The following is a 23,988-nucleotide window of genomic DNA, read 5'->3' as shown; positions in this document are numbered from 1 at the left end:
CCTCCGTCGGACCGGGCGGCCCTTCTGGTCGCCCGGTCCCTCGGCCCGCTGGCTAGGCTGGTCGGCATGAGCGAGCAGGGATTCTCCACAAAGGCCATCCACGCCGGCTACGAGCCGGACCCGCAGACCGGTGCGGTGAACGTGCCGATCTACGCGAGTTCCACCTTCGCCCAGGACGGCGTGGGCGGCATGCGCAACGGGTTCGAGTACGCGCGCACCGGCAACCCGACCCGTCGCCCGCTCGAGGCCAACCTGGCGGCGCTCGAGTCCGGCGCCTACGGCCGCGCGTTCGCCTCCGGCATGGCCGCCACCGACTGCCTGCTGCGGTCGGTGCTGCGGCCGGGCGATCACCTGGTGATCCCGAACGACGCGTACGGCGGAACCTTCCGGCTGATCGACAAGGTGTTCACCGAGTGGGGGATCGAGTACACCCCCGCCGCGGTGTCCGACGTCGACGCGGTCCGCGCGGCGATCCGGCCGAACACCAAGCTGGTGTGGGTCGAGACCCCGACCAACCCGCTCCTCAACATCGGCGACATCGAGGCCATCGCCGCGATCGCGCACGAGGGCGGTGCGAAGCTGGTGGTGGACAACACCTTTGCGTCCCCGTACCTGCAGCAGCCGTTGAGCCTGGGTGCGGACATCGCGCTGCACTCGACCACCAAGTACATCGGCGGGCACTCCGACGTGGTGGGCGGCGCGCTCGTCACCGACGACGAGGAACTCGACACCAAGTTCGCCTTCCTGCAGAACGGGGCGGGTGCGGTGCCCGGACCGTTCGACGCGTTCCTGACCATGCGCGGCATCAAGACCCTCGCGCTGCGGATGGACCGGCACTGCGACAACGCCGAGCGGGTGGTCGAGCTGCTCGCCGGGCACGCCGCCGTCTCCCAGGTCATCTACCCGGGCCTCGAGTCGCACCCCGGCCACAAGGTCGCCGACAAGCAGATGCGCCGGTTCGGCGGCATGATCTCGGTCCGGCTCGCCGGGGGCAAGCAGGCGGCGCTCGACTTCTGCTCGCGCACCGAGATCTTCACGCTCGCCGAGTCTCTCGGCGGCGTCGAGTCGCTGATCGAGCACCCCGGCGCGATGACGCACGCGTCGACCGCCGGTTCGGCCCTGGAGGTGCCGGACGACCTGGTGCGCCTGTCCGTCGGCATCGAGGACGCCGCGGACCTGCTCGCGGACGTGGAACAGGCGCTTCGCTAGCGCTCGGCGCTCGTGCGCGGTTTACGGGTCCACAGACCCGTTGAGCGCGCACGAGCGGCGGCGCCGCCCTAGGGTGGCGTGATGGAGCTGGTGACGCGGGAGCAGATCGCGGAGGCGGCGGAGCTGCTGCGGCCGGTGGTACGACGGACCCCGATGCTGCGGTCCCGGGCGCTGTCCGAGCGGGCGGGTCATGAGGTCCTGCTCAAGTGCGAGAACCTGCAGCACACAGGATCGTTCAAGCCCCGTGGCGCCTACTGCCGGATGGCCAACCTGAGCCCGGCGCAACGGGCCCGCGGGGTGGTGGCGGCCAGCGCCGGCAACCATGCGCAGGGGGTGGCCTGGGCGGCGGGCCTGCTGGGCGTTGAGGCGACCGTGTTCATGCCGGTCGGGGCGTCGCTGCCGAAGCTCGTCGCGACCCGGGCCTACGGCGCGACGGTGCACCTGCGAGGCGAGACCGTCGACGAGGCGCTGGTGGCGGCCCGCGACCACGCCGAGCGGACCGGCGCGATCCTCATCCACCCCTTCGACCACCCCGACGTGGTGGCCGGCCAGGCCACGGTCGGTGTGGAGATCCTCGACCAGGTGCCCGACGTCGGCACGATCCTGGTGCCGACCGGCGGCGGGGGACTGCTCGCCGGCATCGCGGCCGCGGTGAAGGCCGTCCGCCCGGAGATTCGGGTCGTCGGCGTGCAGGCGGCGCAGGCGGCGTCCTGGCCGGGTTCGCTGGCGGCGGGCAGACCGCTTGCCGCGCAGTCGTTGTCGACCGTCGCCGACGGTATCGCGGTGGGCCTGCCGGGGGCGGTGCCGTTCGCGCACGTCGCGGCGCTCGTCGACGAGGTGGTGACGGTCGGTGAGGACGCGCTCTCGCGGGCGCTGCTGCTGTGCATGGAACGGGCCAAGCTGGTCGTCGAACCGGCCGGTGCCGCCGCGGTGGCGGCGCTGCTCACCGCGCAGTCCGGGCTGCTCGCGGCGGACGGTCCGGTGTGCGCGGTGCTCTCCGGCGGCAACATCGACCCGCTGCTGTTGACGCATGTGCTCACCCACGGCCTCGGTGCGGCCGGGCGGTACCTCGCTGTGCGGGTACGGATCCCGGACCGGCCCGGTGGACTGGCCGCACTGTTGGAGAAGGTCGGCGCGTCCGGTGCGAGCGTCGTCGACGTGTGGCACTCGCGCACCGGCGCCGCGCTGGACCTCGACGAGGTGGAGGTGCTGCTCACCGTGGAGACCCGCGGCCCCGACCACCGCGCCCAGGTGCTGGCCGCGCTCGATGCCGCGGGCTACGCGGTGCGGGTCCAGGACTGAGAGGTCACGGCCAGCCGCCGAGGCGGGTGACGTGGCGGTCCCGGTCCACCAGGCGCGCGGGCAACTGCAGTTGCCGGACCCAGGCGGTCGCGCCGTCGCCCATCCGCACCGCGGCCCTGCCCACCGCCGCCGCGCGGAACGCGGACTCGGCGACCACCGTGACGGTCCGCCAGCGGGGCGGTTCGTCGGGGTGCGGGTGCAACGGGGAGACGGTGCTCGCGGTGGCCAGGCCGTACCCGGACGGGATCGACACCTGGCAGGACGGGTCGCCGGGCAGGTCCTCGACCTTGATCTGCCAGCCGGGGTCCGGTTGCGGTCCGGCGGTGGACACGTCGCCGCCGAGACCGACCAGGACCCCGCAGCCGAGCAGGGTCGCGACCTCCTCCGCGCAGCGGTCCGCGGTGACGGGGCGTGACGTCGCGGTCAGGTCGAGGGCGATGCCGGCCGGCAGGGTGACCTCGCCGTCGTGCACCACGACCGACCGCCAGGCGCGCGGCCGCGGCGCGTCGACGACGGGGTCGAGGGCGCCGTCGGTGAGCTCGGCGGCCTCGAGTGCCCGCCGAACCTGTTGCGCCAGTGCGGCACTCACGCGCACGGGCCGACCTGCCGCATTGTTGAGTGCTGCCAGCTCGGAGTCCTCGCGGATCCCGTTGGCGACGACGTCGGCGCCGGCGAGGTGCCCGCGCACCAGGTGCCATGCGGAATCGAGGAGGGCGGGGTCGGCGACCACCACCGTCGCACGTACGCCCCACATGGACCAGCTCTTGGTGGCCTTGTCCACGACGGCGGTCACGACCCGCCAGAGATGACGTCGAAGCGTCCGGTGCCGGCGCGGACCACCGGAGCGGCCGGCGCGAGGACCCGGGACGCGGAGACCGACTGCCCGGCGACGGCTGCGGCGCCGAGGGCGAGGGGCGCGGCGGCCAGCGAACCGACACCGAGCGACCCGAGGCCCAGGGCCCCGACCACTCCGGACGCCGCGATCGCGCGTCGTACCCGGGAGGGCCGGTGAGGGTGGTTGGCCGATTCGACGCTCTGGTGGTCGACGGGACGGCCGGGGACGGGTTGTGGTGCTGACGGGGTGACGCTCACGAACTCCAGCCTCCGCCTCGTTCCTGAGAACTGTCTGAACTTTGGCTGGCAATTGCCGGAACAGGTAACACGGCGCCGAAATGTCTCGATACTGGGAGCACATCAGCGAATGGTGGGCAAAACGTTAGGCAAGGTGACGAAATTGCTCCGCAGTGACGTCCCAAGTCTTACCGTTGTACGCAATTGGACCTCGAAGCAGTTTGGAGTTGCGAATGCCGGTTGATCCCGCCGCGGTCATCGTGGCTGTTGCGACCGCTCTGGGCGGACTCGTACAGGGTGCAGACATTCCACTTCCGGTCAAAGACCAAGTAGCGCAAGTGATTCAATCGGTCGAGGCGGCGTCGCCCGCCGCGTCCAAGCAGTTGGACGACGCGATCGAGATGCTGCCCGAGCAGGTGCAGGGACAGGCGCGGCAGACGGTCTCGGACGCGGCCGCCGCCGCCTCGGACGCGGCGCGTCCGTACCTGCCGCCGGAGCCGCCGGCCGCCGCGGTCGAACCGGCCGCCCCGCCCGCGGCGCAGCTACCGCCCGTGCCGGCGCCCGCCGTGGCCGCGCCGCGCTACGAGACCCCGCCGGCGTTGGCGGACATCCCGTTCGCCGGCGACCTCTCCCGTGCGGTGTCGTCGCTGCCCGCGGCCTTCCCCGGGGTGTCGCTCGCGCCGATCGGGGCCATCGCGGTGTTCGTGCCCTGGCTGCAGAAGGCCGGCCAGATCTGCGACGGCGTCAAGGCGCCGACCCTCGCCGCCCTGTACAACGCGGAGAACGGCTTCCGGTTCGGTCCCACCGCGCCGGTCTCGCGGGACGGCGCGAAGGGTCCCGGTCAGTTCATGCCGGGTACCTGGGCGAAGTACGGCAAGGACGCGGACGGCGACGGCAAGGTGGACGTCCTCGGCGTCGCGGACTCGGTGATGGCGTCCGGCCACCTGCTGTGCGACATGTACGGCGAGATCGACGGCTGGAAGAAGCAGGGCCTGGTCCAGGGCGACACGCTGGACCTGACCATTGCCGGCTACAACGCCGGCGTGGGTGCGGTCCGCCGGTCGGCGGGCATGCCGTCGGGTCTCCCGGACTACGAGAACCAGACCAAGCCGTACGTGAAGAAGATCCGGGCCACCGAGGCCCAGTTCGCGATGCTCCTCGCGCCCTTCTTCGGCAACTCCGACGGCAGCATCGGCAGCAAGGTCGTCGAGGCCGCGCTGCGGTTCATCGGGCTGCCGTACGTGTGGGGCGGCGGCAACGTCAACGGCCCGTCCGGCGGCGGCTTCGACTGCTCCGGCCTCACCTCGTACGCGGTGTACGCGGCGACCGGCGACAAGCTCACGCTGCCCCGTACCTCCGAGACGCAGTGGAACATCGGCGTCGAGATCCCGTTGGAGGCCGCCCGGCCGGGCGACCTGCTGTTCGGCAACTGGCAGTCGGGCGGGCCCGGACACGTGGCGATCTACATGGGCAACGGGCAGATGGTGCACGCACCGCAGACCGGCGACGTGGTCAAGGTGGGCCCGGTGTTCGACGGGATGAAGGTCCGCCGCATCCTGTGAGGCGGCGGCGGCGCTTCGGCGTTTCGGCGGGGAAGATGGGGTCGCATACGATCGTCGGGTGACCGATTCGAGCGATGCCCGCGACGACCTCTTCGACGACGGCTTCGCCGATGCCGCGATGGCACTGTTGCGTGAGCGGGGCCCGCAGTCCACGGAGGACTGGGCGAACCTGCTGGCCGAGGCGGGGCACGGGCCGGCCGACGAGTTGGCCGAACTCATCGCCTACCTCGACGCACCCGGGCTCGGCTACCTCACCGACGGTCGCTACGCGGCGCTCGACACGGCGCTCGAGGGGCGGGTGCTCACCCATCGGATGTCCGAGGCGGAGATCGCGTCGGGCATCCTCGACATCGTCCCGGACCTGACGCCGCTGACCGCGCTCGTCGCGCCGGGCGGTCCGGACGCCGACGAAGAGTTCAGCGTGGTCTTCCCCGACTTCGACGCCGAGGTGTTCGCGGAGCGGGGACGACTCGACACGGACGCCCCGGAGCTGGAACGGCTGCTGCTGCAGCCCGACGCGTTGTACGGGTACGCCGCCGGCGACCTGATCGGGCTCGGGTTGGCGGGCGGAGAGCTGCGGCTGGTCCGCGTCGACCGGACCGAGGAGGCTCCGGAACTCGCGGACCGACTGGGCGACATCATCGCCGAGGGCAGCGCGGAGCCGTCGGACTCGGTCCTGTGGCAGCTGATGGCCGACGACCCGGCACTGTTCACCATGCCGGTCGCGCCGCTCACCGAGCTGATCGAGGCCGCCGGCTACACCTGGGAGAGCGACTACCTCGCGATCCGCGGGTTCGACTTCGACGCCTTCCACCGGGCCACGCGGGTCGGGATCATCGCGCGCGAGCACGAACTGCACGCCGAGGAGGCCGGCGCGGTGGTGGACTTCGCCTACCTCGTGCGCGAGGTCGCCGAGGCGACCGAGCACGGCGAGGACCCGATGGCGTTGGCGCTGGAGCGGGTGGCCGCGTCGCCCGAGGCCTACGCCGGCCTCGCGGACCCGGTTAGCGCGGCCGCCGCGCTCGACCTCGCGGCGGGGCCCGAGGACGACCGGACCGCGGCCCTGCACGTCGTCGCGGTGGCGCTGCTCGAACACGCGCCGCGGCGGGCGAAGGCGTCGGCGCACTGGATCGCGGCCAAGGCCGCGGACCGGCTCGGCGACGTCTCGGCGGCGGTGGCGCACTACGAGAGCGCACTGGACCGGGACCCGGACTGGGTGCCCGCGATCTTCGACCTCGCGCTGCTCGCCGCGGACGCGGGCGACGCGACCCGGGCGCAGTCGCTGCTCGGGCGCATCGAGGGCGGGGAGTCGGAGGCGCTGCACGAGGTGCTGCAGCGGTACCAGGCCGCCGAGCATCCCGACCTCGGTCGCAACGACCGGTGCTGGTGCGGGTCCGGCCGCAAGTACAAGTCGTGCCACCTCGGCCGGTCGGAGCTGACGGCCGACGACCACGCGACCTGGCTGTACACCAAGGCGCAGCTCTTCGCCCGGACACCGGAACTGTTCGACCTGCTCTACAGCCTCGCCGAGATCCGGGCCGGCTACTGGTCCGACGAGGATGCCCTGCCCCGCGCGCTCGAGGGCGGCCTGGCCGTCGACGTCACGTTGTTCGAGGCCGGCGTGTTCGAGCTGTTCGTCGAGCGCCGGGGCGAACTGCTGCCGGCCGGGGAACTCGAGCTGGCCCGCCAGTGGCTGGGCACCGTGCGATCGGTGTACGAGGTGCTGGCGACGGCGCCCGGTGAGTCGTTGACCCTGCAGGACCTGCGCGGCGGTGACCCGGTCGAGGTCACCGACGAGTGGGGCAGCCGCAGCTTCGACGTCGGGGCGCTGCTGTGCGCCCGCGTGCTGCCCACCGGGGAGTCGATGCGGGCCCTCGGCGGGATGGAACCCGTCGACCCGGATGCGCGCGACGAGCTGCTCGACCTGCTCGCCGCGGACGACGTGGAGCCGGATCAGCTGGTCGAATTCCTGGGCCGGCACTTCGCGTCGAGCTGACCGCCCGGTCCCGCCGCCCGCCCCGCGCGTCCCGGTCCCACCGTGGGAGCGGGACGGCGCCGGGCGCCGGCCGGCACAACACAAAACCCCGGCCCGAGCCGAAGCTCGAACCGGGGTTGTGAAAGAAGCAGACGCGCGTCAGGCGTGGTAGGGCTCCGCGCTGACCAGCGTGACCTTCATGGTCTTGTTGTTCGGCAGCGTGTACTCCCGGGTGTCGCCGACGGTCGCGTTGAGCAGCGCCGCGCCGAGCGGGGAGTTGGGGGAGTAGACCTCGAGCTCGTTGTTCCGAACACCCTCTTCACGAGTGGCAATCAGGAACGTCTCGGTGTCGGTGTCGTCGCCGTCGTAGTAGACCTTCACCACGGAACCGGGCAGCGCCACGCCGGACTGGGTGGGCGCCTCGCCGACCTTGGCGTTGTTCAGCAGGTCCTGCAGCTGACGAATCCGGGCCTCCTGCTGACCCTGCTCCTCGCGCGCGGCGTGGTAGCCACCGTTCTCCTTGAGGTCGCCCTCTTCGCGACGCTCGTTGATCTCGGCCGCAATGACCGGACGGTTGGCAATGAGCTGGTCGAGTTCGCTCTTGAGCCTGTCGTGGGAATCCTGGGTCAACCAGGTCACCTGGGTCTCGGTCATGCTCGATCACTCCTCGTAGTCGGAACCCTGGCGGGCCCCCCGGGCTGACCGCTGAACTCCAGCGGTCGTCGGTGGCAGCGCGCGCGGTCCCCCGGAAAGTGTGATCCCCCGGTTGGCTCAGTCATGTGAGCAGTACACCCTGCCGCCAATGCAGCAATACACGGTTCCAGTCAGGAACCGTGTACCTGCGAATTCTAGCACGTACGGGGTTTTTGCAGACGGAGGTCGAGTTCCGGTGCGAGTCGCCGGTCAGCCGGCGGTGAGGTATCCGGGGGTCTCGTTGCCGCAGCCGTAGATCTCCGCGATCGCCGGTCGCTGCGAGGTTCGGATGGGCAGGGTGATCTCGACGGTGCCGCTCTCCGACGGAGAGACGTACACCTCGCGGCGGCCGGTCTCCGAGCCGTCCTGGGAGCGGGCCCTCACGATGCACACAGCGGGGTCGGACGGCACCTCGCGGGTGACGGTGAACCGGACCCCGATGGTGGACTCGTTGACGATGTCGTAGGAGATGACCTGCGCTTCGACGTCCTTGTTGTCGAACTTGTTGTAGCCGAGGAACGCGAGCGCGACGCCGAGGGCAATGACGCCGATACTCAGCACGACCGCGAGGATCCGGGACCCGCGCAGGCTGCGCTGGGGGGTCGGGTAGCGGTCGGCGGGCAGGTTCTCGGTCATCGGCTCAGCTCTCGTACAGCGGTCCGGGCGAGCTGCGTCGCCCGGCGGGGCGCACCATCTTCCGGCGGCTGGGCAGGGCCACGGCTGACGTCGGAGGTATCGGGTGGAACTATAGGGGAAGGACAACGGCGTGCCGGTGGCGCGGTCCGCCGAACCGTCCGGCAGGGCCCACTGTGGCCGACAGGCGAAGCTGAGGTGAAGGAACACTGTGAGCGGATTGCGTCTCATGGCCGTGCACGCCCATCCCGACGACGAGTCCAGCAAGGGTGCCGCGACGATGGCCCGGTATTCGGCCGAGGGCAACGACGTGCTGGTGGTCACCCTGACCGGCGGCGAGCGAGGAGACATCCTCAACCCCGCGATGGACGTCCCCGGGGTCCGGAACCGGATCACCGAGGTGCGCAAGGAGGAGATGGCCGAGGCGGCCCGAATCCTCGGCGTGCAGCAGACCTGGCTGGGCTTCATGGACTCCGGACTGCCCGAGGGCGACCCGCTGCCGCCGCTGCCCGAGGGCTGCTTCGCGTTGGTCCCTCTGGAGGAGCCGACCGAGGCGCTGGTGCGTGTCATCCGCGAGTTCCGTCCGCACGTCATGACGACGTACGACGAGAACGGCGGGTACCCGCACCCCGACCACATCCGCTGCCACGAGGTCTCGATGGCGGCATACGACGCCGCCGCGGACCCGGAGCAGTTCCCCGACGCGGGCGAGCCGTGGGAGATCTCGAAGCTCTACTACTCACACGGCTTCATCCGCAAGCGCCTGCAGCTGTTCCAGGAGGAGTACGACCGTCGCAGCGAAGAGTTCCCGATGGCGGAGTGGCTCAAGAAGTGGAAGACCGAGCAGGGCGACCTGATGGCCCGGGTGACCACCCAGATCACCTGCGGTGACCACTTCCCGCAGCGCGACGACGCCCTGCGCGCACACGCCACCCAGATCGACCCGAACGGGTCGTTCTTCGCCGTGCCGCTGGACATCCAGCAGAAGATCTGGCCGACGGAGGAGTTCGAGCTCGCGAAGACCCGCGTGCGTACGGCCATTCCGGAAACCGACCTGTTCGCCGGCATCGACCATGTCGGTGGCGGGCACCACGAGGAGAAGAAGTGATCTTGGCAAGCGCGGCAGTCGACTGGCTGGCGCAGACCCCCGGAACCCCCACCGGACCCGAGTACGGCAAGGCATCGCCGTTCGGCCTGATCCTCATCCTGGTGCTGCTGGCCGGCACCGCGCTGCTGATTCGCTCGATGAACCGCCAGCTCAAGAAGCTGCCGGACACCTTCGAGCCGGAACACCCGGAGGCTGACCAGGCCGCCGACGAGGGCACCGACCGCGGCGCCGCGAAGGCTCCGGAGGCGAAGGACCCCGAGGTGGACGCGCCGGAGACCGGCAAGAAGAAGACCGAACCGCCGACGCAGACGCCCGGCTAGATGAACGCCCAGGACCGCAACGCCCTCGGCGGGGCCACCAGCCCCTACCTGCGGCAACATGCCGACAACCCGGTGCACTGGCAGCAGTGGGGGCCGGAGGCGCTGGCCTGGGCGCGCGAACGGGACGTGCCGATCCTGTTGTCGATCGGCTACGCGGCCTGTCACTGGTGCCACGTGATGGCGCACGAGTCGTTCGAGGACGAGGCGACCGCCGCGGTCATGAACGCGAACTTCGTCTGCGTCAAGGTCGACCGCGAGGAGCGGCCGGACCTCGACGCGGTCTACATGAACGCGACGGTCGCGATGACCGGCCAGGGCGGGTGGCCGATGACCTGCTTCCTGACCCCCGACGCCGAGCCGTTCTACTGCGGTACCTACTACCCGCCCGCGCCGCGCGGCGGGATGCCCTCGTTCGGCCAGCTGCTCGAGGCGATCAGCGACACCTGGCACTCCCGCCGCGGCGACGTGCAGCGCGCGTCCGCGCAGATCTCCGCTGAGCTGCAGGCCAATTCGGCCGGCGTCCCCGGGGGTCAGCTACCGGTGGACGCGGCCCTGCTCGACGCCGCGGCCGCCGCCGCGCTGCGCGACGAGGACGTCGCCCGCGGCGGCTTCGGCGGCGCCCCGAAGTTCCCGCCCACCGCGCTGCTGGAGGGGCTGCTGCGCGGGTACGAGCGGACCGGGGACGGGGCCCCGCTGGCCGCCGTTGCGCGGACCGCGGAGGCGATGGCCCGCGGCGGCATCTACGACCAGCTCGGCGGCGGCTTCGCCCGGTACGCCGTGGACGCCGACTGGGTGGTTCCGCACTTCGAGAAGATGCTCTACGACAACGCGCAGCTGCTGCGGCTGTACGCGCACCTGGGCCGTCGCACCGGCTCGGCGCTCGCGGTCCGGGTGGCCGAGGAGACCGCCGGGTTCCTGATGCGTGACCTGTCCACGGACAGGGGCGCTTTCGCGTCCGCGCTCGACGCCGACACCGAGGGCGTCGAGGGCCTGACCTATGCGTGGACCCCCGACGAGCTGGCCGCGGTGCTGGGCTTCGAGGACGGCGTCTGGGCGGCAGGGCTGCTCGCGGTGAGTTCCGCGGGCACCTTCGAGGCCGGCACCTCGGTGCTGCAGCTGCCCGCCGATCCCGAGGACTGGTCGCGGTGGGCGACGGTGCGGGCGAAGCTCTTCGAGGCCCGCGCGCGTCGGCCGCAGCCCGCCCGCGACGACAAGGTGGTCACCGCCTGGAACGGGCTCGCGATCACCGCGCTGGCCGAGGCCGGTGCGGGATTCGGCCGCCCGGACTGGGTGGACGCCGCCGCGGACTGCGCGCGGTACCTGCTCGACGCACACCTGGTGGACGGCCGGCTGCGCCGGGCCTCGCTGGGCGGACACGTCGGGGAGGCCGCCGGGGTGCTCGACGACCACGCCTGCCTGGCCACCGGGCTGCTCGCCCTGCACCAGGCGACGGGCGAGGCCGAGTGGCTCACCCGCGCCCAGGAACTGGTGGACCTGGCGATCACGCACTTCGCGGACCCGGCCGAGCCGGGCTGCTGGTTCGACACCGCCGACGACGCCGAACGGCTGATCACCCGGCCGCGGGACCCGTTCGACGGCGCGACCCCGTCCGGGGCCTCGTCGATGGCGGAGGCGCTGCAGCTGGCGGCGTCGCTGTCGGACCCGGAGCGCTCGCCGCGGTACGCCGCCGCGGTCGCCGCCACCCTGGACCGGGGCGCGCCGCTGCTGGCCCGGTCGGCGCGGTCGGCGGGGCACTGGCTGGCGGTGGCGGAGGCGTCGGTGCGCGGCCCGATCCAGGTCGCGGTGGCGACGGACGGTGCCGAGGCCGGGTTGTTGGACGCGGCCCGCCGCGCCGCGCCCGGAGGCGCGGTCGTGGTCGGCGGTGCGCCGGACTCGGTTCCGCTGCTGGCGGACCGCCCGCTCGTCGACGGGGCCCCCGCGGCGTACGTCTGCCGGGGGTCGGTCTGCGACCGGCCGGTGACCGGGGTCGAGGAGCTGCGGGCCGCGCTGGGCAGGTAGTCCGTGACGGCTGTGGCCCGGCGTTCGCGGGTCAGCCGAACACGACCAGCCACACCGCGACGTAGTGGCAGAGCGCGGCGACCACCGTGCCGGCGTGGAAGAACTCGTGATGGCCGAAGGTCGCCGGCCACGGGTTGGGCCATTTCGTCGCGTACAGCACGGCGCCGACGCTGTAGAGGACCCCGCCGACGGCGAGCAGGATCAGCGGCGCCCAGCCGACCTGACCGGCCAGCTCGCCCGCGACGGGCACGATCGCCCAGCCGAGGATCAGGTACAGCGGGACACCGACCCAGCGCGGGGCCGTGGGCCACAGCATCTTCAGGGCCACCCCGGCGAGCGCGCCGGCCCAGACCACGGTCAGCAGGGTGCGGCCGGTCTCCGGCGGCAGCCCGAGCATCGCGAACGGGGTGTAGCTGCCCGCGATGAACAGGAAGATCATCGAGTGGTCGGCGCGCTTCATCCAGATCCGCGCGCGGACCGTCGGCCAGTGCACGCGGTGGTACGTGGCGCTGACGCCGAACACGCCGCACACCGTCGCCGCATAGATGGCGGTGGCGAATCCGGCGCGGGCCGAGACGCCGGCGGCACCGGCCACCAGGACGGCGCCCGCGATGACGGCGACCCCGAATGCCCACAGGTGAATCCAGCCGCGCAGTCGCGGTTTCACCGGAGTGGGGGCCTGGTCAAGTGCGGTCATGTCGCGCTCCCGTGATCGTGACGACGGCCGAACCTACGGTACCGTAGGTTCGGGTTCGGTGGTCACTGTACCGGCCCCGCGGACAGCCGGGGAGGCCGTCGCCGGCGGAATGCGGCGGCCCGCGCGAGGCGCCGGTGCGCGCGGCGTAATGTGACCTCTCGTGGTGATGTCCAGGTGAAGGTGCCGAACCTGCTGTACAGCATCTACGAGCGACGGCTGACCCGAAAACTCGAGGGCCTTCGCACGCCGCGGCACGTCGCGGTGATGTGCGACGGCAACCGCCGATGGGCGCGGGAGAACGGTTTCACCGACGTCGCGCACGGTCACCGGATGGGTGCGCTCAAGATCGCGCAACTGCTGCAGTGGTGCGACGAGGCCGGCATCGAGATGGCCACCATCTACCTGCTCTCCACCGAGAACCTGCGCCGCGAGCCCGAAGAGCTGGACACGCTGCTCGAGATCATCACCGACGTGGTCGAGGAGATCTCGGGCCCCGCGCACAACTGGAGCGTCAAGATCGTCGGCACGCTCGACCTGCTGCCCGACGCGCAGGCGCGCCGGCTGCGCGAGGCGGCCGATGGCACCCAGGGCGGCACCGGCTGCCACGTGAACGTCGCGGTCGGCTACGGCGGCCGCCAGGAGATCGCCGACGCGGTGCAGTCGCTGCTGAGCGAGAAGCTCCGCGAGGGCCTGACCGGCGACGACCTGGTCAAGGCGATGAGCGTCGAGGGCATCGACGGTCACCTGTACACCTCCGGCCAGCCCGACCCGGACCTGGTGATCCGGACGTCGGGGGAGCAGCGGCTCTCGGGCTTCCTGCTGTGGCAGAGCGCGTACTCCGAGATCTGGTTCACCGAGGCGTACTGGCCGGAGTTCCGCCGCGTCGACTTCCTGCGGGCCCTGCGCGACTACGCAGCCCGGCACCGGCGCTTCGGCGCGTAGGCCGCCCCGCGTCCCGTGCGCCCTTCTGGTAGCGGGCGCCGCCAGAAAGGCGCACGGGCGACGCGGTCGCCTACAGCTTGCGCAGGCGGAGCCGGTTGATCGAGTGGTCGGCGTCCTTGCGGAGCACCAGCGTCGCGCGCGGCCGGGTCGGCAGGATGTTCTCCACCAGGTTCGGGCGGTTGGTGGAGTTCCAGATCTCCTCCGCGGCCACCGTCGCGTGCTCGTCGGACAGTCCGGAGTAGTGGTGGAAGTGTGCGTTCGGGTCGGCGAACGACGTCTTGCGCAGCGCCAGAAAGCGTTTGACGTACCAGCGTTCGATGTCCTCGATCCGCGCGTCGACGTAGATGGAGAAGTCGAACAGGTCCGAGACCATCAGCCGCGGGCCGGTCTGCAGCACGTTGAGGCCCTCGATGATCAGGATGTCGGGCTGCCGGATGAGGTGGTACTGGCCGGCCAGCACGTCGTACGACCGGTGTGAGTACACCGGCGCCGCAACCTCTTCCGCGCCCGACTTGACCTCGGTGACGAAACGCAGCAGCTTGCGGCGGTCGTAGCTCTCGGGAAAACCCTTGCGGTGCATGATGCCCCGCCGGGTCAGCTCCGCGGTCGAGTAGAGGAATCCGTCGGTGGTCACCAGGTCCACCCGCGGGTGGTGGTCCCAGCGGGCCAGCAGTGCCTGCAGCACGCGGGCGGTGGTCGACTTGCCGACCGCGACACTGCCCGCCACGCCGATCACGAAGGGGACCTGGCGGTCGGGGTGCTTCTCGCCGAGGAAGGTGGCGGTGGCCGCGAACAGCCGCTGCCGGGCCGCCACCTGCAGGTGGATCAGACGTGAGAGCGGCAGGTACACCTCGGCGACCTCGTCGAGGTCGATCTGCTCGCCCAGACCGCGCAGGCCGAGGAGCTCCTCCTCCGTGAGCACCAGCGGGGTGGACTTACGCAGGGTCCGCCACTGTTTACGGTCGAATTCGACGTACGGGCTGGACTCGCTCACCTTGGCCATGCGCTCACCTCGCGCTCGGTCTGCATGGTCGAATTGTGCGCGTTCCCACACCGGCCGGCTGCGGCGGGTCCGGATTGCGCGCTCAGCCCCGAGGTCCGGCCGCGAGTCCGCCGCCGCGCCGGCCGGGCTGCGCACTACCCTCGGTCCACATGGATCCCGTTGCGTTCGTCCGCGAATACCTGCTGCTGGGGCTCGGTTTCGACCGGCTGGAGGAGGGTTTCGTCGACGCCTACACCGGCGACCCGGCGCTGCGTCGTCAGGTGGCGGACGCGCCGGCGCCGCTGCCGAGGGACCTGGTCCGGCGGGCCGCGGAACTGCGCGCCGAGCTGCCCGACGTGGACCTGACCGCGGACCGCGCGGCCTTCCTCGACGTCCACCTGCGCGCGCTCGAGTGCTCCGGCCGCAAGTTCGCCGGCGAGGACATCGGCTTCGTCGACGAGGTGCACGCCTACTTCGACGTCCGCATCGAGCCGGGGTCGGAGGAGGACTACCGGGACGCGCACCGGGCGATGGACGAGGTGCTCGCCGGCGGCGGCGCGGCGGACCCGACGCGGTCGCTGGCCGAACGGCTGCAGGCACACCGGTCCGCCGACGAGATCCCGCCGGAGCGGCTGGCCGAGTGCGTCGAGGCCTTCTCCAGCGCGCTGCGCGACCGGGTCCGCGACCGCTACCCGCTGCCGGAGACCGAGCGCGTCGAGTACGAGGTGGTCGGGGACAAGCCGTGGTCGGGATTCAACTACTACCTGGGGGACTACCGGTCCCGGGTCGCGATCAACTCCGACCTCAAGCAGCACATGGCGAACCTGCCGCACCTGATCGCGCACGAGTCGTACCCCGGCCACCACACCGAGCACTGCCGCAAGGAGGCCGGGCTGGTGGCCGCCGGGCAGCAGGAGCAGACCCTGTTCCTCGTGAACACCCCGCAGTGCCTGATGGCGGAGGGGCTGGCGGACCTGGCGCTGAAGTCGATCGTCGGGGGCACCGGTGGTGCCGGCTGGGGGCTGTGGGCGCAGGAGATCTACGCGGACCTGGGGCTGCGCTTCGACGGCGAGCGGGCGGAGGCGCTCTCGGCGGCGTCGGGCAAGTTGCTCGGGGTCAGGCAGGACGCGGCCCTGCTGCTGCACGACCGCGGCCGTGACCACGACGAGGTCGCCCAGTTCCTGCAGCGCTGGACGCTCACCACGCCGGACCGGGCCCGGCAGTCGCTGCGGTTCCTGTCCTCGCCGCTGTGGCGCGCCTACACCTCCACCTACGTGGAGGGCTACCGGCTGCTCGAGTCCTGGCTGGACCGGGGCGCGGACGCGGACGAGCGGTCGGAGCTGTTCCGGCGACTGCTCGACGAGCCGCTGATCCCGTCCGCGCTGCGCTGACGCTCAGCCGCGCGGTGCCCAACCGGCCGGACCGGGTCCGAGGACCTCGAACGATCCGGTGTGCGCGCGGCTGACCTTCACCCGCCTGCTCAGCAGCCATTCACCGCCGCGCCGGACCCACTCGTCGTGGTAGTCGCCGAGGGTGCAGAACGTCAGGTGCGAGCGGTCGCCCGCGCCGACGTGCATGTCGCTGACGTACGCCCGGCTGGTCGCGGTCTCCCCGCTGACCTCGACGAGGACGTTGCCGAGCAGGTGCTGGGTGGGGCCGCACTCGTCGAGGAACGAGCGGATGCTCGCGACGATGTCGGCGAGGCCGGTCAGCTCGCCGGTGCCGAGGTTCGCGGTCGCGTCCGCGAGCACGAGGTCGTCCAGCGCGGCCCAGGCGCGCTCGTCCATGGCCCGGGCGATCCGCGTCAGGGATCGGAGGATCGCGCGTTCGGCGAGCAGGTCCTCGAACGTCGTCTCGGCTGTGGTCATGGGCGCTCCTGGGCGGTCGCGGCGGGCTCGGGCCGGGCGGCCCGGTGGGCACGCTAACCCGGCCGCGCGGGGCCCTCGTCGCTGTGATCTCGATCACCGGGACCGAACTGGGGTAGGACCCGGGGGTTCGTGCTGTTCGCACGGTTCTAGACTGGAAGCGCCCCTGCCCGGCTTCCCTTGGAGAATCTTCGATGACCGCTGTGCCCAGCACCGACGTCAACAACGCTTCGCTCGCCGAACTCGACCCCGAGGTCGCCGCGGCGATGAACGGCGAGCTGGCCCGTCAGCGCGACACCCTCGAGATGATCGCCTCGGAGAACTTCGTGCCGCGCGCGGTCCTGCAGGCGCAGGGCAGCGTGCTCACCAACAAGTACGCCGAGGGCTACCCGGGCCGCCGCTACTACGGCGGCTGCGAGCACGTCGACGTCGTGGAGAACCTCGCGCGTGAGCGTGCCAAGGCCGTCTTCGGCGCCGAGTTCGCCAACGTGCAGCCGCACGCAGGCGCGCAGGCCAACGCCGCGGTGCTGATGGCGCTGATGAACCCGGGCGAGAAGCTGATGGGCATGGACCTCGCGCACGGCGGGCACCTCACCCACGGCATGAAGCTGAACTTCTCCGGCAAGCTGTACGAGGTGGCGTCCTACGGCGTCCGCGAGGACACCCACGTCGTCGACATGGACCAGGTGCGCGAGACCGCGCTGGCCGAGCGTCCGCAGGTGCTCATCGCCGGCTGGTCCGCGTACCCGCGCCACCTCGACTTCGCGGCGTTCCGTTCGATCGCCGACGAGATCGGCGCCAAGCTGTGGGTCGACATGGCGCACTTCGCCGGCCTGGTCGCCGCGGGTCTGCACCCGTCGCCGGTGCCGCACGCCGACGTCGTCTCCACCACCGTGCACAAGACCCTCGGCGGACCCCGCTCCGGCATGATCCTCGCGAAGAAGGAATGGGCCAAGAAGCTCAACTCCGCGGTCTTCCCGGGCCAGCAGGGCGGGCCGCTGATGCACGCGATCGCCGCGAAGGCCGTCGCGATGAAGATCGCCGCCACCGACGAGTTCAAGGACCGTCAGGCCCGCACCATCGCCGGCTCGAAGATCCTCGCCGAGCGCCTCACCGGCGCCGACGTCGCGGGCAACGGCATCTCCGTGCTGACCGGCGGCACCGACGTGCACCTGGTGCTGGTGGACCTGCGCCACTCGCAGCTCGACGGCCAGCAGGGCGAGGACCTCCTGCACGAGATCGGCATCACCGTCAACCGCAACGCCGTGCCGTTCGACCCGCGCCCGCCGATGAACCCGTCGGGCCTGCGCATCGGCACCCCCGCGCTGGCCACCCGCGGCTTCGGCGACGCCGAGTTCACCGAGGTCGCCGACATCATCGGCACCGCGCTGGCCGCCGGCTCCGCCGCCGACGTCCCGGCCCTGCGGGCCCGGGTCTCGAAGCTGGCACTCGACTTCCCGCTGTACGACGGACTCGAGGGCTGGGGACTGCTCTCCAAGAACGTCTGACGTCACCGACGGCTCGCGCGGCGGCCCGCACTCCCGACGAGGGGGTGCGGGCCGCCGCCGTTCTGGTCGCAGACGTGCACGTCGAGGTCACGGCAACCGCACAGTCGACTCCCGTCCACGGAGTGCAAGTGTTGACCGATACGCAACACCGGGTGTGACGTCCCGAAACATCCGGGCCCGATGATCGGTGGCGACCTTGATCCGCGGCCGAAGGGATGCACGGACTATGGGCGCTCGCCGCGACGGCACCAGTGTCGACACACTCTGCGCGTACTGCGGCGTCGGGTGTGGCCTGGTCCTCGACATCGTCACCGACCCGGAGACGGGACGCCGGAGGGCCGCGAAATCGTCGGGCCTCGCGTCCCACCCCACGAATTTCGGGCGACTGTGCACCAAGGGCGCCACGACCGCGGACATGCTGGCCGGACCGGGCCGCATGGAGTCGCCGTATCTGCGGCCGGCCCGGGGACAGTCGCTCGAGGCGGCAGACATGGACGCCGTCATCACCGGCACTGCGCAGCGGTTGCGGGCGATCGTCGACGAGCACGGCCCCGATGCGGTGGCCCTGTACGTGTCGGGGCAGATGTCTCTCGAGGCCCAGTACCTGTCGAACAAACTGGCCAAGGGTTTCATCGGCACCAATCAGATCGAGTCGAACTCGCGCCTGTGCATGGCCAGCGCCGGCACCGGGTACAAGCAGTCCCTCGGCGCCGACGGGCCGCCCGGCTCGTACCAGGACTTCGAGCACGCCGACGTCTTCTTCGTGACCGGCGCCAACATGGCCGACTGCCACCCGATCTTGTTCCTGCGGATGATGGATCGGGTCAAGGCCGGAGCGAAGCTGATCGTCGTCGACCCCCGGCGCAGCGCCACCGCGGACAAGGCCGACCTGTTCCTGCAGGTTGCGCCGGGCGCCGACCTCGCGCTGCTCAACGGACTCCTGCATCTGCTCGTCGAGAACGGTCACACCGATCCGGAGTTCATCGACGACTTCACCGAGGGCTGGGAGGTGATGCCCAGCTTCCTCGAGGAGTTCACCCCGGACAAGGTCAGTGAGATCACCGGAATCCCGGCGGCGGACATCCGCACCGCCGCGCAGTGGATCGGTGAGGCCGGCAACTGGATGAGCTGCTGGACAATGGGTTTGAACCAGAGCACGCACGGGACCTGGAACACCAACGCGATCTGCAACCTGCACCTCGCCACCGGTGCGATCTGCCGGCCCGGCAGTGGCCCGTTCTCCCTGACCGGCCAGCCGAACGCCATGGGCGGGCGCGAAATGGGTTACATGGGACCGGGTCTGCCCGGCCAGCGTGCGGTGATGTTCGACGACGACCGCGCGTTCGTCGAGGACCGGTGGGGAATCCCCCGCGGATCGCTGCGCACCGACATCGGCGGCGGGACGATCGACATGTTCTCCCGGATGGCCGCCGGCGAGATCAAGGCCTGCTGGATCATCTGCACCAATCCCGTTGCGACGGTGGCCAACCGCAAGACCGTCCTCGACGGACTCGAGAAGGCCGAACTCGTCGTCACCCAGGACGCGTTCCTCGGCACCGAGACCAACGAGTACGCCGACGTGCTGCTCCCGGCGGCGCTGTGGACCGAGTCCGACGGGGTGATGATCAACTCCGAACGCAACCTGACCCTGTTCCAGCAGGCCCTGGACCCGGTCGGGCAGGCGCTGCCGGACTGGCAGATCATCGCCCGGATCGCCTGCGAGATGGGCTACGCGGACGCGTTCACCTACACCTGCGCGGAGGAGGTGTTCGAGGAGATCAAGCAGTTCTGGAACCCCAAGACCGGCTACGACCTGCGGGGGATCACCTACGAGCGCCTTCGCGAGAGCCCGGTCCAGTGGCCGTGCCCACCCGACAGCGATCAGGACCGCCACCCCATCCGGTACCTCAACGACGGCGTGAGCCAGCGGCTTCTCGTCAGGGAGGACGGCGCCGCGCCGCGACTCGCGTTCCCCACCGCCAGTGGCCGCGCGATGTTCTTCGCCCGGCCGCACCTGCCGCCCGCCGAGATGCCCGACGACGACTACCCGTTCCTGCTCAACACCGGTCGCCTCGCGCACCAGTGGCACACCATGACCAAGACCGGCAAGGTGGCCAAGCTCAACAAACTCAATCCGGGGCCGTTCATCGAAATCCACCCCGACGACGCCGCCCGCCTCGGTGTCACCGACAAGGACGCGATCGAGGTGTCCTCGCGTCGCGGACGCGCGGTGTTGCCGGCCCGGGTCACCGATCGGGTGCGTCCCGGGAACTGCTTCGCGCCGTTCCACTGGAACGACTCCTTCGGCGAGTACCTGTCCATCAACGCGGTCACCAACGACGCTGTCGATCCCGCCTCGCAACAGCCGGAGTTCAAGGCCTGTGCCGTGACCCTGACCAAGGTTGCCGTGTCCACACCCGAGGCCACACCCGCCGGGACCGCCGATGCGCCGGAGACAACTCCCGCCGCCGCGTCCGCGCCGCCCGCCGCCGCGGACGGCGGTTCGTCGCGACTCGACGTCCTCGCCGCCGTCCTCGGCCAGAGCGATACGCCGGCAGTCGAGTTCGACCCGTTGGAGAAGCTCTACCTCGCCGGACTCCTGGCGGCCCTGCGGTCGGATGCGGGTCGCACCCCCGGCGTGCCGACCCTGCCCGCGAACACCCCGTTCGATGCCGGTAAACGGATGTGGGTCGACGGTGTCCTGGCCGGGCTGTTCTCGCGCACCCCGGTCCCCGGGGGCGAACGGCCCGAGCCGTCCCCCGGCGCCCCGAGGACGGTTCCGGCCGAGGTGCCCGTTCCCGGGCGGGCCCCGATCGTGGTGCTCTGGGCCTCGCAGACCGGTACGGCCGAAGAATTCGCCGCCTCCTGCGTCGCCCGGCTCGGCGAGGCCGGCCTGCCCGTGGTGATGCACGGCATGGAGGAGTTCGCGTCGGCCGACCTGCCGACGACACGCGAGCTGCTCCTGATCACCAGTACCACCGGCGACGGCGAACCGCCGGACAACGGCAGCGGCCTGTGGGACGTCCTGAGCTCGGACACCGCGCCGCGCCTGACCGAGATGCGCTACGCCGTCATCGCTTTCGGTGACTCCAACTACGACGACTTCTGCGGACACGGCCGAAAGCTCGACGACCGACTCGCCGAGCTCGGCGCCACCCGCATCGTCGGCCGCGTCGACTGCGAACCCGACTACGAAGAGTCCGCCGCCGGGTGGCTGGACGCGGTGGCGGTCGCACTGCAGAACCCGCCGGCATCGATCGGCGGAGGGGCGGATCGCGGTGCCGGCGAGGTCGATTCCAGGACCGAGGTGAGCGTCCGCACGGTGACGGCACCCAGCGAAACGCGCCAGTACAGCAAGAAGTCGCCGCTGGTCACCTCCCTGACGCGCAACGTGGTCCTCAACCGGCCCGGGTCGACGAAGGACGTGCGGCAGTTCGGCTTTCACCTACCGCCGGGCACCGTCAGCTACGAGGCCGGCGACGCACTCGGGGTCTGGCCCCGCAACAGCAGTCCGTTCGTCGACGAATGGCTCGCGGTCACCGGGCTCGACGGGGATGCCGCCGTCGAACTCGCCGAGCACGGTGCGATGACGCTGCGCACTGCCCTCGTCGAACGCCTGGAGATCACCCGCCTGACCGGCGACCTGCTCCGGTTCGTGCAACAGCGCACCGCAGACGCGGACCTTGCGGAACTGATGAAGCCGGAGAACAAGTCCGCTCTCAAGGACTGGTCGTGGGGGCGCCAGTCCGTCGACGTGCTCGGCCAGTCTTCGATTCGCGCCTCCGTCGACGAGTGGCTCACCGTCCTGAAACCCCTTCAGCCGCGGCTGTACTCGATCTCCTCCAGCCCGAAGGCAAGCCCCCGCGAGGTGCAGCTGACGGTCTCCGCCGTTCGGTACAACGTCGCGGGCGTCCCGCGGCGAGGGGTGTGCTCGACGTACCTCGCCGACTACGCCGACCGCGACGACATCGGAATCTACGTGCAGAAGTCCAGTCACTTCCGTCCCCCGGCCGACTCCGAGACCCCGATGATCATGGTCGGGCCGGGCACCGGCATCGCCCCCTTCCGTGCGTTCCTGCACGAGCGACGAGCATTGGGACACACCGGACCGAACTGGCTGTTCTTCGGCGAGCAACACGCCGCGACCGACTTCTACTACCGCGAAGAGATCGAGGAGCTACGCAGGGACGGGTTCCTCACCGAACTCGACGTCGCGTTCTCCCGCGACCAGTCCGCGAAGGTCTACGTCCAGGACCGGATGCGCGAACGTGGGGCGCTGCTGTGGGACTGGCTGCAGAACGGCGCCCACTTCTACGTCTGTGGAGACGCGGCCAGGATGGCCAAGGACGTGGACGTCGCGCTCAACGGCATCGTCGCGCAGTACGGCAGGCTCGCCCCGCGCAGCGCCGAGGCGTACGTCAAGGCCCTCGCCGCGGAGAAGCGGTACGTGCGGGACGTCTACTGACCCACCGGATCGAACTGCCGTGGACGAGACGGTGGCCCGCCGGCGCAGGTCTCGGCGGTTACGTCCCACCCGACGTTTACACAACGTTCATCGTGTTGGTCCGACAGGTGCGTGGCCCGCCGTCGTAGCGTTCAGGTCAACGGGTGGTGCAGAAGCCACCCGTCCGGGAGGTTCGAATCGTGACTGACTTGTTCAGGGCGAAGGGGCCGGCGCCCGGCCCCTGTGGGACGTAAGTCCCACCCGGACCGAACGGCCCAGCGAACGCCGCTTGCGCGGGTGCCGCGCAGGTCGAGGAGCCACCGTGACCGAATCCCGCTCCGTCCGCACCTACGTCCTCGACACCTCAGTCCTGCTCTCGGATCCCTGGGCTGTCACGCGATTCGCCGAGCACGAAGTGGTGCTGCCGCTGGTGGTGATCAGCGAGCTCGAGGGCAAGCGCCACCACCACGAGCTCGGATGGTTTGCGCGAGAATCACTTCGGATGCTCGACGACCTGCGGATCGAGTACGGGAGACTGGACCGGCCGGTGCCGATCGGCACCGAGGACGGAACGCTGCAGGTCGAGTTGAACCACACCGACCCGGCCGTGCTGCCGGTCGGGTTCCGGACCGACTCGAACGACTCCCGGATCCTGGCCTGCGCCCTCAACCTGGCCGCCGAGGGCCGGGACGTGGTGCTGGTGAGCAAGGACATCCCGCTCCGGGTCAAGGCGGGCGCGGTGGGCCTGCCGGCCGACGAGTACCACGCCCACGACGTGGTGGCGTCCGGGTGGACGGGCATGGCGGAGCTCGAGGTCGACTCGGCGCGCATCGACGAGTTGTTCGGCGAGGGCGTCGTCGACCTGGACGACGCGCGGGACCTGCCCTGCCACACCGGGATCCGGCTGATCGGCGGCCGCTCCAGCGCCCTCGGTCGGGTCACCCCGGACAAGCGCGTGCAGCTGGTGCGGGGCGAGCGCGAGGCGTTCGGGCTGCACGGGCGCTCGGCCGAACAGCGGATCGCCCTGGACCTGCTGCTGGACGAGAGCATCGGCATCATCTCCCTCGGCGGCAAGGCGGGCACCGGGAAGTCGGCGCTGGCGTTGACGGCGGGACTGGAGGCGGTGCTCGAACGCCGGTCGCATCGCAAGGTGGTGGTGTTCCGCCCGTTGTACGCGGTCGGCGGGCAGGAACTGGGCTACCTGCCGGGCAGCGAGAGCGAGAAGATGGGGCCGTGGGCGCAGGCGGTCTTCGACACCCTCGACGGCCTCGCCAGCCCGGAGGTGATGGACGAGGTGATCGCCCGCGGCATGCTGGAGGTCCTGCCGCTCACCCACATTCGCGGTCGGTCCCTGCACGACTCCTTCGTCATCGTGGACGAGGCGCAGTCCCTCGAGCGCAACGTGCTGCTGACCGTGCTCTCCCGGCTGGGCAGCGGGTCACGGGTGGTCCTGACCCACGACGTCGCGCAGCGGGACAACCTGCGCGTCGGCCGGCACGACGGGGTCGCCGCGGTGATCGAGAAGCTCAAGGGGCACCCGCTGTTCGCGCATGTCACGCTCACCCGCAGCGAGCGTTCGCCGATCGCGGCGCTGGTGACGGAGATGCTCGAGGAGTTCGGCCCCACCGCCTGACCGGGGCGCCCGGCCCGGCGCCGCA

At 71.1% G+C, this 23,988-nt stretch carries 19 protein-coding genes; 12 read left to right on the top strand and 7 right to left on the bottom strand.

All coding sequences use genetic code 11. The features are described 5' to 3' along the window. Positions 1–66 precede the first annotated feature (66 nt). Both AC1DWC_RS18465 and ilvA read left to right on the top strand, forming a co-directional pair. Complete coding sequence (locus AC1DWC_RS18465; protein WP_477910313.1) at positions 67–1,209, top strand: cystathionine gamma-synthase; 1,143 nt, start codon at positions 67–69, stop codon at positions 1,207–1,209. Positions 1,210–1,290: 81 nt separating this feature from the next. Next, complete coding sequence (gene ilvA / locus AC1DWC_RS18460) at positions 1,291–2,511, top strand: threonine ammonia-lyase (protein WP_477910311.1); 1,221 nt, start codon at positions 1,291–1,293, stop codon at positions 2,509–2,511. Positions 2,512–2,515: 4 nt separating this feature from the next. On the opposite strand, the gene AC1DWC_RS18455 is transcribed toward ilvA, so the two are convergent. Both AC1DWC_RS18455 and AC1DWC_RS18450 read right to left on the bottom strand, forming a co-directional pair. After that, complete coding sequence (locus tag AC1DWC_RS18455; protein WP_477910309.1) at positions 2,516–3,304, bottom strand: FAD:protein FMN transferase; 789 nt, start codon at positions 3,302–3,304, stop codon at positions 2,516–2,518. After that, positions 3,301–3,603: a hypothetical protein gene (locus AC1DWC_RS18450; RefSeq protein WP_477841315.1), complete on the bottom strand. Its 303-nt coding sequence runs from the start codon at positions 3,601–3,603 to the stop codon at positions 3,301–3,303. The genes AC1DWC_RS18455 and AC1DWC_RS18450 overlap by 4 nt, the downstream gene beginning before the upstream one ends. A gap of 212 nt (positions 3,604–3,815) precedes the next feature. Here AC1DWC_RS18450 and AC1DWC_RS18445 point away from each other — a divergent pair, with 212 nt between their 5' ends. Beyond that, positions 3,816–5,144, top strand: coding sequence for a C40 family peptidase (locus AC1DWC_RS18445; protein ID WP_477910308.1), 1,329 nt, complete (start codon positions 3,816–3,818; stop codon positions 5,142–5,144). 58 nt (positions 5,145–5,202) lie between these two features. After that, positions 5,203–7,140, top strand: a complete 1,938-nt coding sequence (locus AC1DWC_RS18440; RefSeq protein WP_477910306.1) for an SEC-C domain-containing protein — start codon at positions 5,203–5,205, stop codon at positions 7,138–7,140. Positions 7,141–7,278: 138 nt separating this feature from the next. On the opposite strand, the gene greA is transcribed toward AC1DWC_RS18440, so the two are convergent. Both greA and AC1DWC_RS18430 read right to left on the bottom strand, forming a co-directional pair. Then, entirely contained in the window at positions 7,279–7,773 is a 495-nt protein-coding gene (greA, locus tag AC1DWC_RS18435) for a transcription elongation factor GreA (protein ID WP_072846725.1), read from the bottom strand. Positions 7,774–8,022: 249 nt separating this feature from the next. Next, on the bottom strand, positions 8,023–8,448 hold the full coding sequence (locus AC1DWC_RS18430; RefSeq protein WP_072846724.1) for a DUF4307 domain-containing protein: 426 nt from the start codon (positions 8,446–8,448) through the stop codon (positions 8,023–8,025). 208 nt (positions 8,449–8,656) lie between these two features. On the opposite strand from AC1DWC_RS18430, the gene mca reads away from it, so the two are divergent. From mca to AC1DWC_RS18415, 3 genes are read left to right on the top strand one after another with little or no spacing between them, the layout of a single operon-like run. Further along, positions 8,657–9,553 carry a mycothiol conjugate amidase Mca gene (gene mca / locus AC1DWC_RS18425; RefSeq protein ID WP_477910304.1) on the top strand — a complete coding sequence of 299 codons (897 nt, stop codon included), beginning with the start codon at positions 8,657–8,659 and terminating at the stop codon, positions 9,551–9,553. Further along, positions 9,550–9,873 (top strand): hypothetical protein, encoded by a 324-nt coding sequence (locus AC1DWC_RS18420; RefSeq protein ID WP_477841324.1) that lies wholly within the window; start codon positions 9,550–9,552, stop codon positions 9,871–9,873. The genes mca and AC1DWC_RS18420 overlap by 4 nt, the downstream gene beginning before the upstream one ends. After that, on the top strand, positions 9,874–11,892 hold the full coding sequence (locus AC1DWC_RS18415; RefSeq protein WP_477910302.1) for a thioredoxin domain-containing protein: 2,019 nt from the start codon (positions 9,874–9,876) through the stop codon (positions 11,890–11,892). It abuts the gene before it with no gap. Positions 11,893–11,923: 31 nt separating this feature from the next. Here the strand turns inward: AC1DWC_RS18415 and trhA are convergent, their stop codons facing one another. After that, a complete protein-coding gene (gene trhA, locus AC1DWC_RS18410) occupies positions 11,924–12,589 on the bottom strand; it encodes a PAQR family membrane homeostasis protein TrhA (protein ID WP_477841328.1) in 666 nt (221 codons plus the stop codon). A 174-nt stretch (positions 12,590–12,763) separates the two neighbouring features. On the opposite strand from trhA, the gene AC1DWC_RS18405 reads away from it, so the two are divergent. After that, positions 12,764–13,531, top strand: coding sequence for an isoprenyl transferase (locus tag AC1DWC_RS18405; protein WP_477910300.1), 768 nt, complete (start codon positions 12,764–12,766; stop codon positions 13,529–13,531). A gap of 70 nt (positions 13,532–13,601) precedes the next feature. Here the strand turns inward: AC1DWC_RS18405 and coaA are convergent, their stop codons facing one another. After that, positions 13,602–14,534, bottom strand: a complete 933-nt coding sequence (gene coaA, locus AC1DWC_RS18400) for a type I pantothenate kinase (protein ID WP_072846718.1) — start codon at positions 14,532–14,534, stop codon at positions 13,602–13,604. A 149-nt stretch (positions 14,535–14,683) separates the two neighbouring features. On the opposite strand from coaA, the gene AC1DWC_RS18395 reads away from it, so the two are divergent. Next, positions 14,684–15,904 carry a DUF885 domain-containing protein gene (locus AC1DWC_RS18395; protein ID WP_477910298.1) on the top strand — a complete coding sequence of 407 codons (1,221 nt, stop codon included), beginning with the start codon at positions 14,684–14,686 and terminating at the stop codon, positions 15,902–15,904. Positions 15,905–15,907: 3 nt separating this feature from the next. Here AC1DWC_RS18395 and AC1DWC_RS18390 read toward each other — a convergent pair whose 3' ends face one another. After that, positions 15,908–16,381: a nuclear transport factor 2 family protein gene (locus tag AC1DWC_RS18390; RefSeq protein ID WP_477910296.1), complete on the bottom strand. Its 474-nt coding sequence runs from the start codon at positions 16,379–16,381 to the stop codon at positions 15,908–15,910. A gap of 191 nt (positions 16,382–16,572) precedes the next feature. Between AC1DWC_RS18390 and glyA the strand changes: the two genes are divergently transcribed. The 3 genes from glyA (at position 16,573) to AC1DWC_RS18375 (ending at position 23,963) form a co-directional block, all read left to right on the top strand. After that, positions 16,573–17,886 (top strand): serine hydroxymethyltransferase, encoded by a 1,314-nt coding sequence (gene glyA / locus AC1DWC_RS18385; RefSeq protein ID WP_477910294.1) that lies wholly within the window; start codon positions 16,573–16,575, stop codon positions 17,884–17,886. Between the two features lie 226 nt (positions 17,887–18,112). Continuing rightward, positions 18,113–22,351: a molybdopterin-dependent oxidoreductase gene (locus AC1DWC_RS18380; protein WP_477910292.1), complete on the top strand. Its 4,239-nt coding sequence runs from the start codon at positions 18,113–18,115 to the stop codon at positions 22,349–22,351. A 301-nt stretch (positions 22,352–22,652) separates the two neighbouring features. Further along, a complete protein-coding gene (locus AC1DWC_RS18375; protein WP_477910290.1) occupies positions 22,653–23,963 on the top strand; it encodes a PhoH family protein in 1,311 nt (436 codons plus the stop codon). Positions 23,964–23,988 lie beyond the last annotated feature (25 nt).

Source organism: Rhodococcus sp. P4_C10, assembly GCF_056402135.1.
Note: the sequence above shows the minus strand (reverse complement) of the source record. Positions and strands in the feature narration are given on the sequence as shown.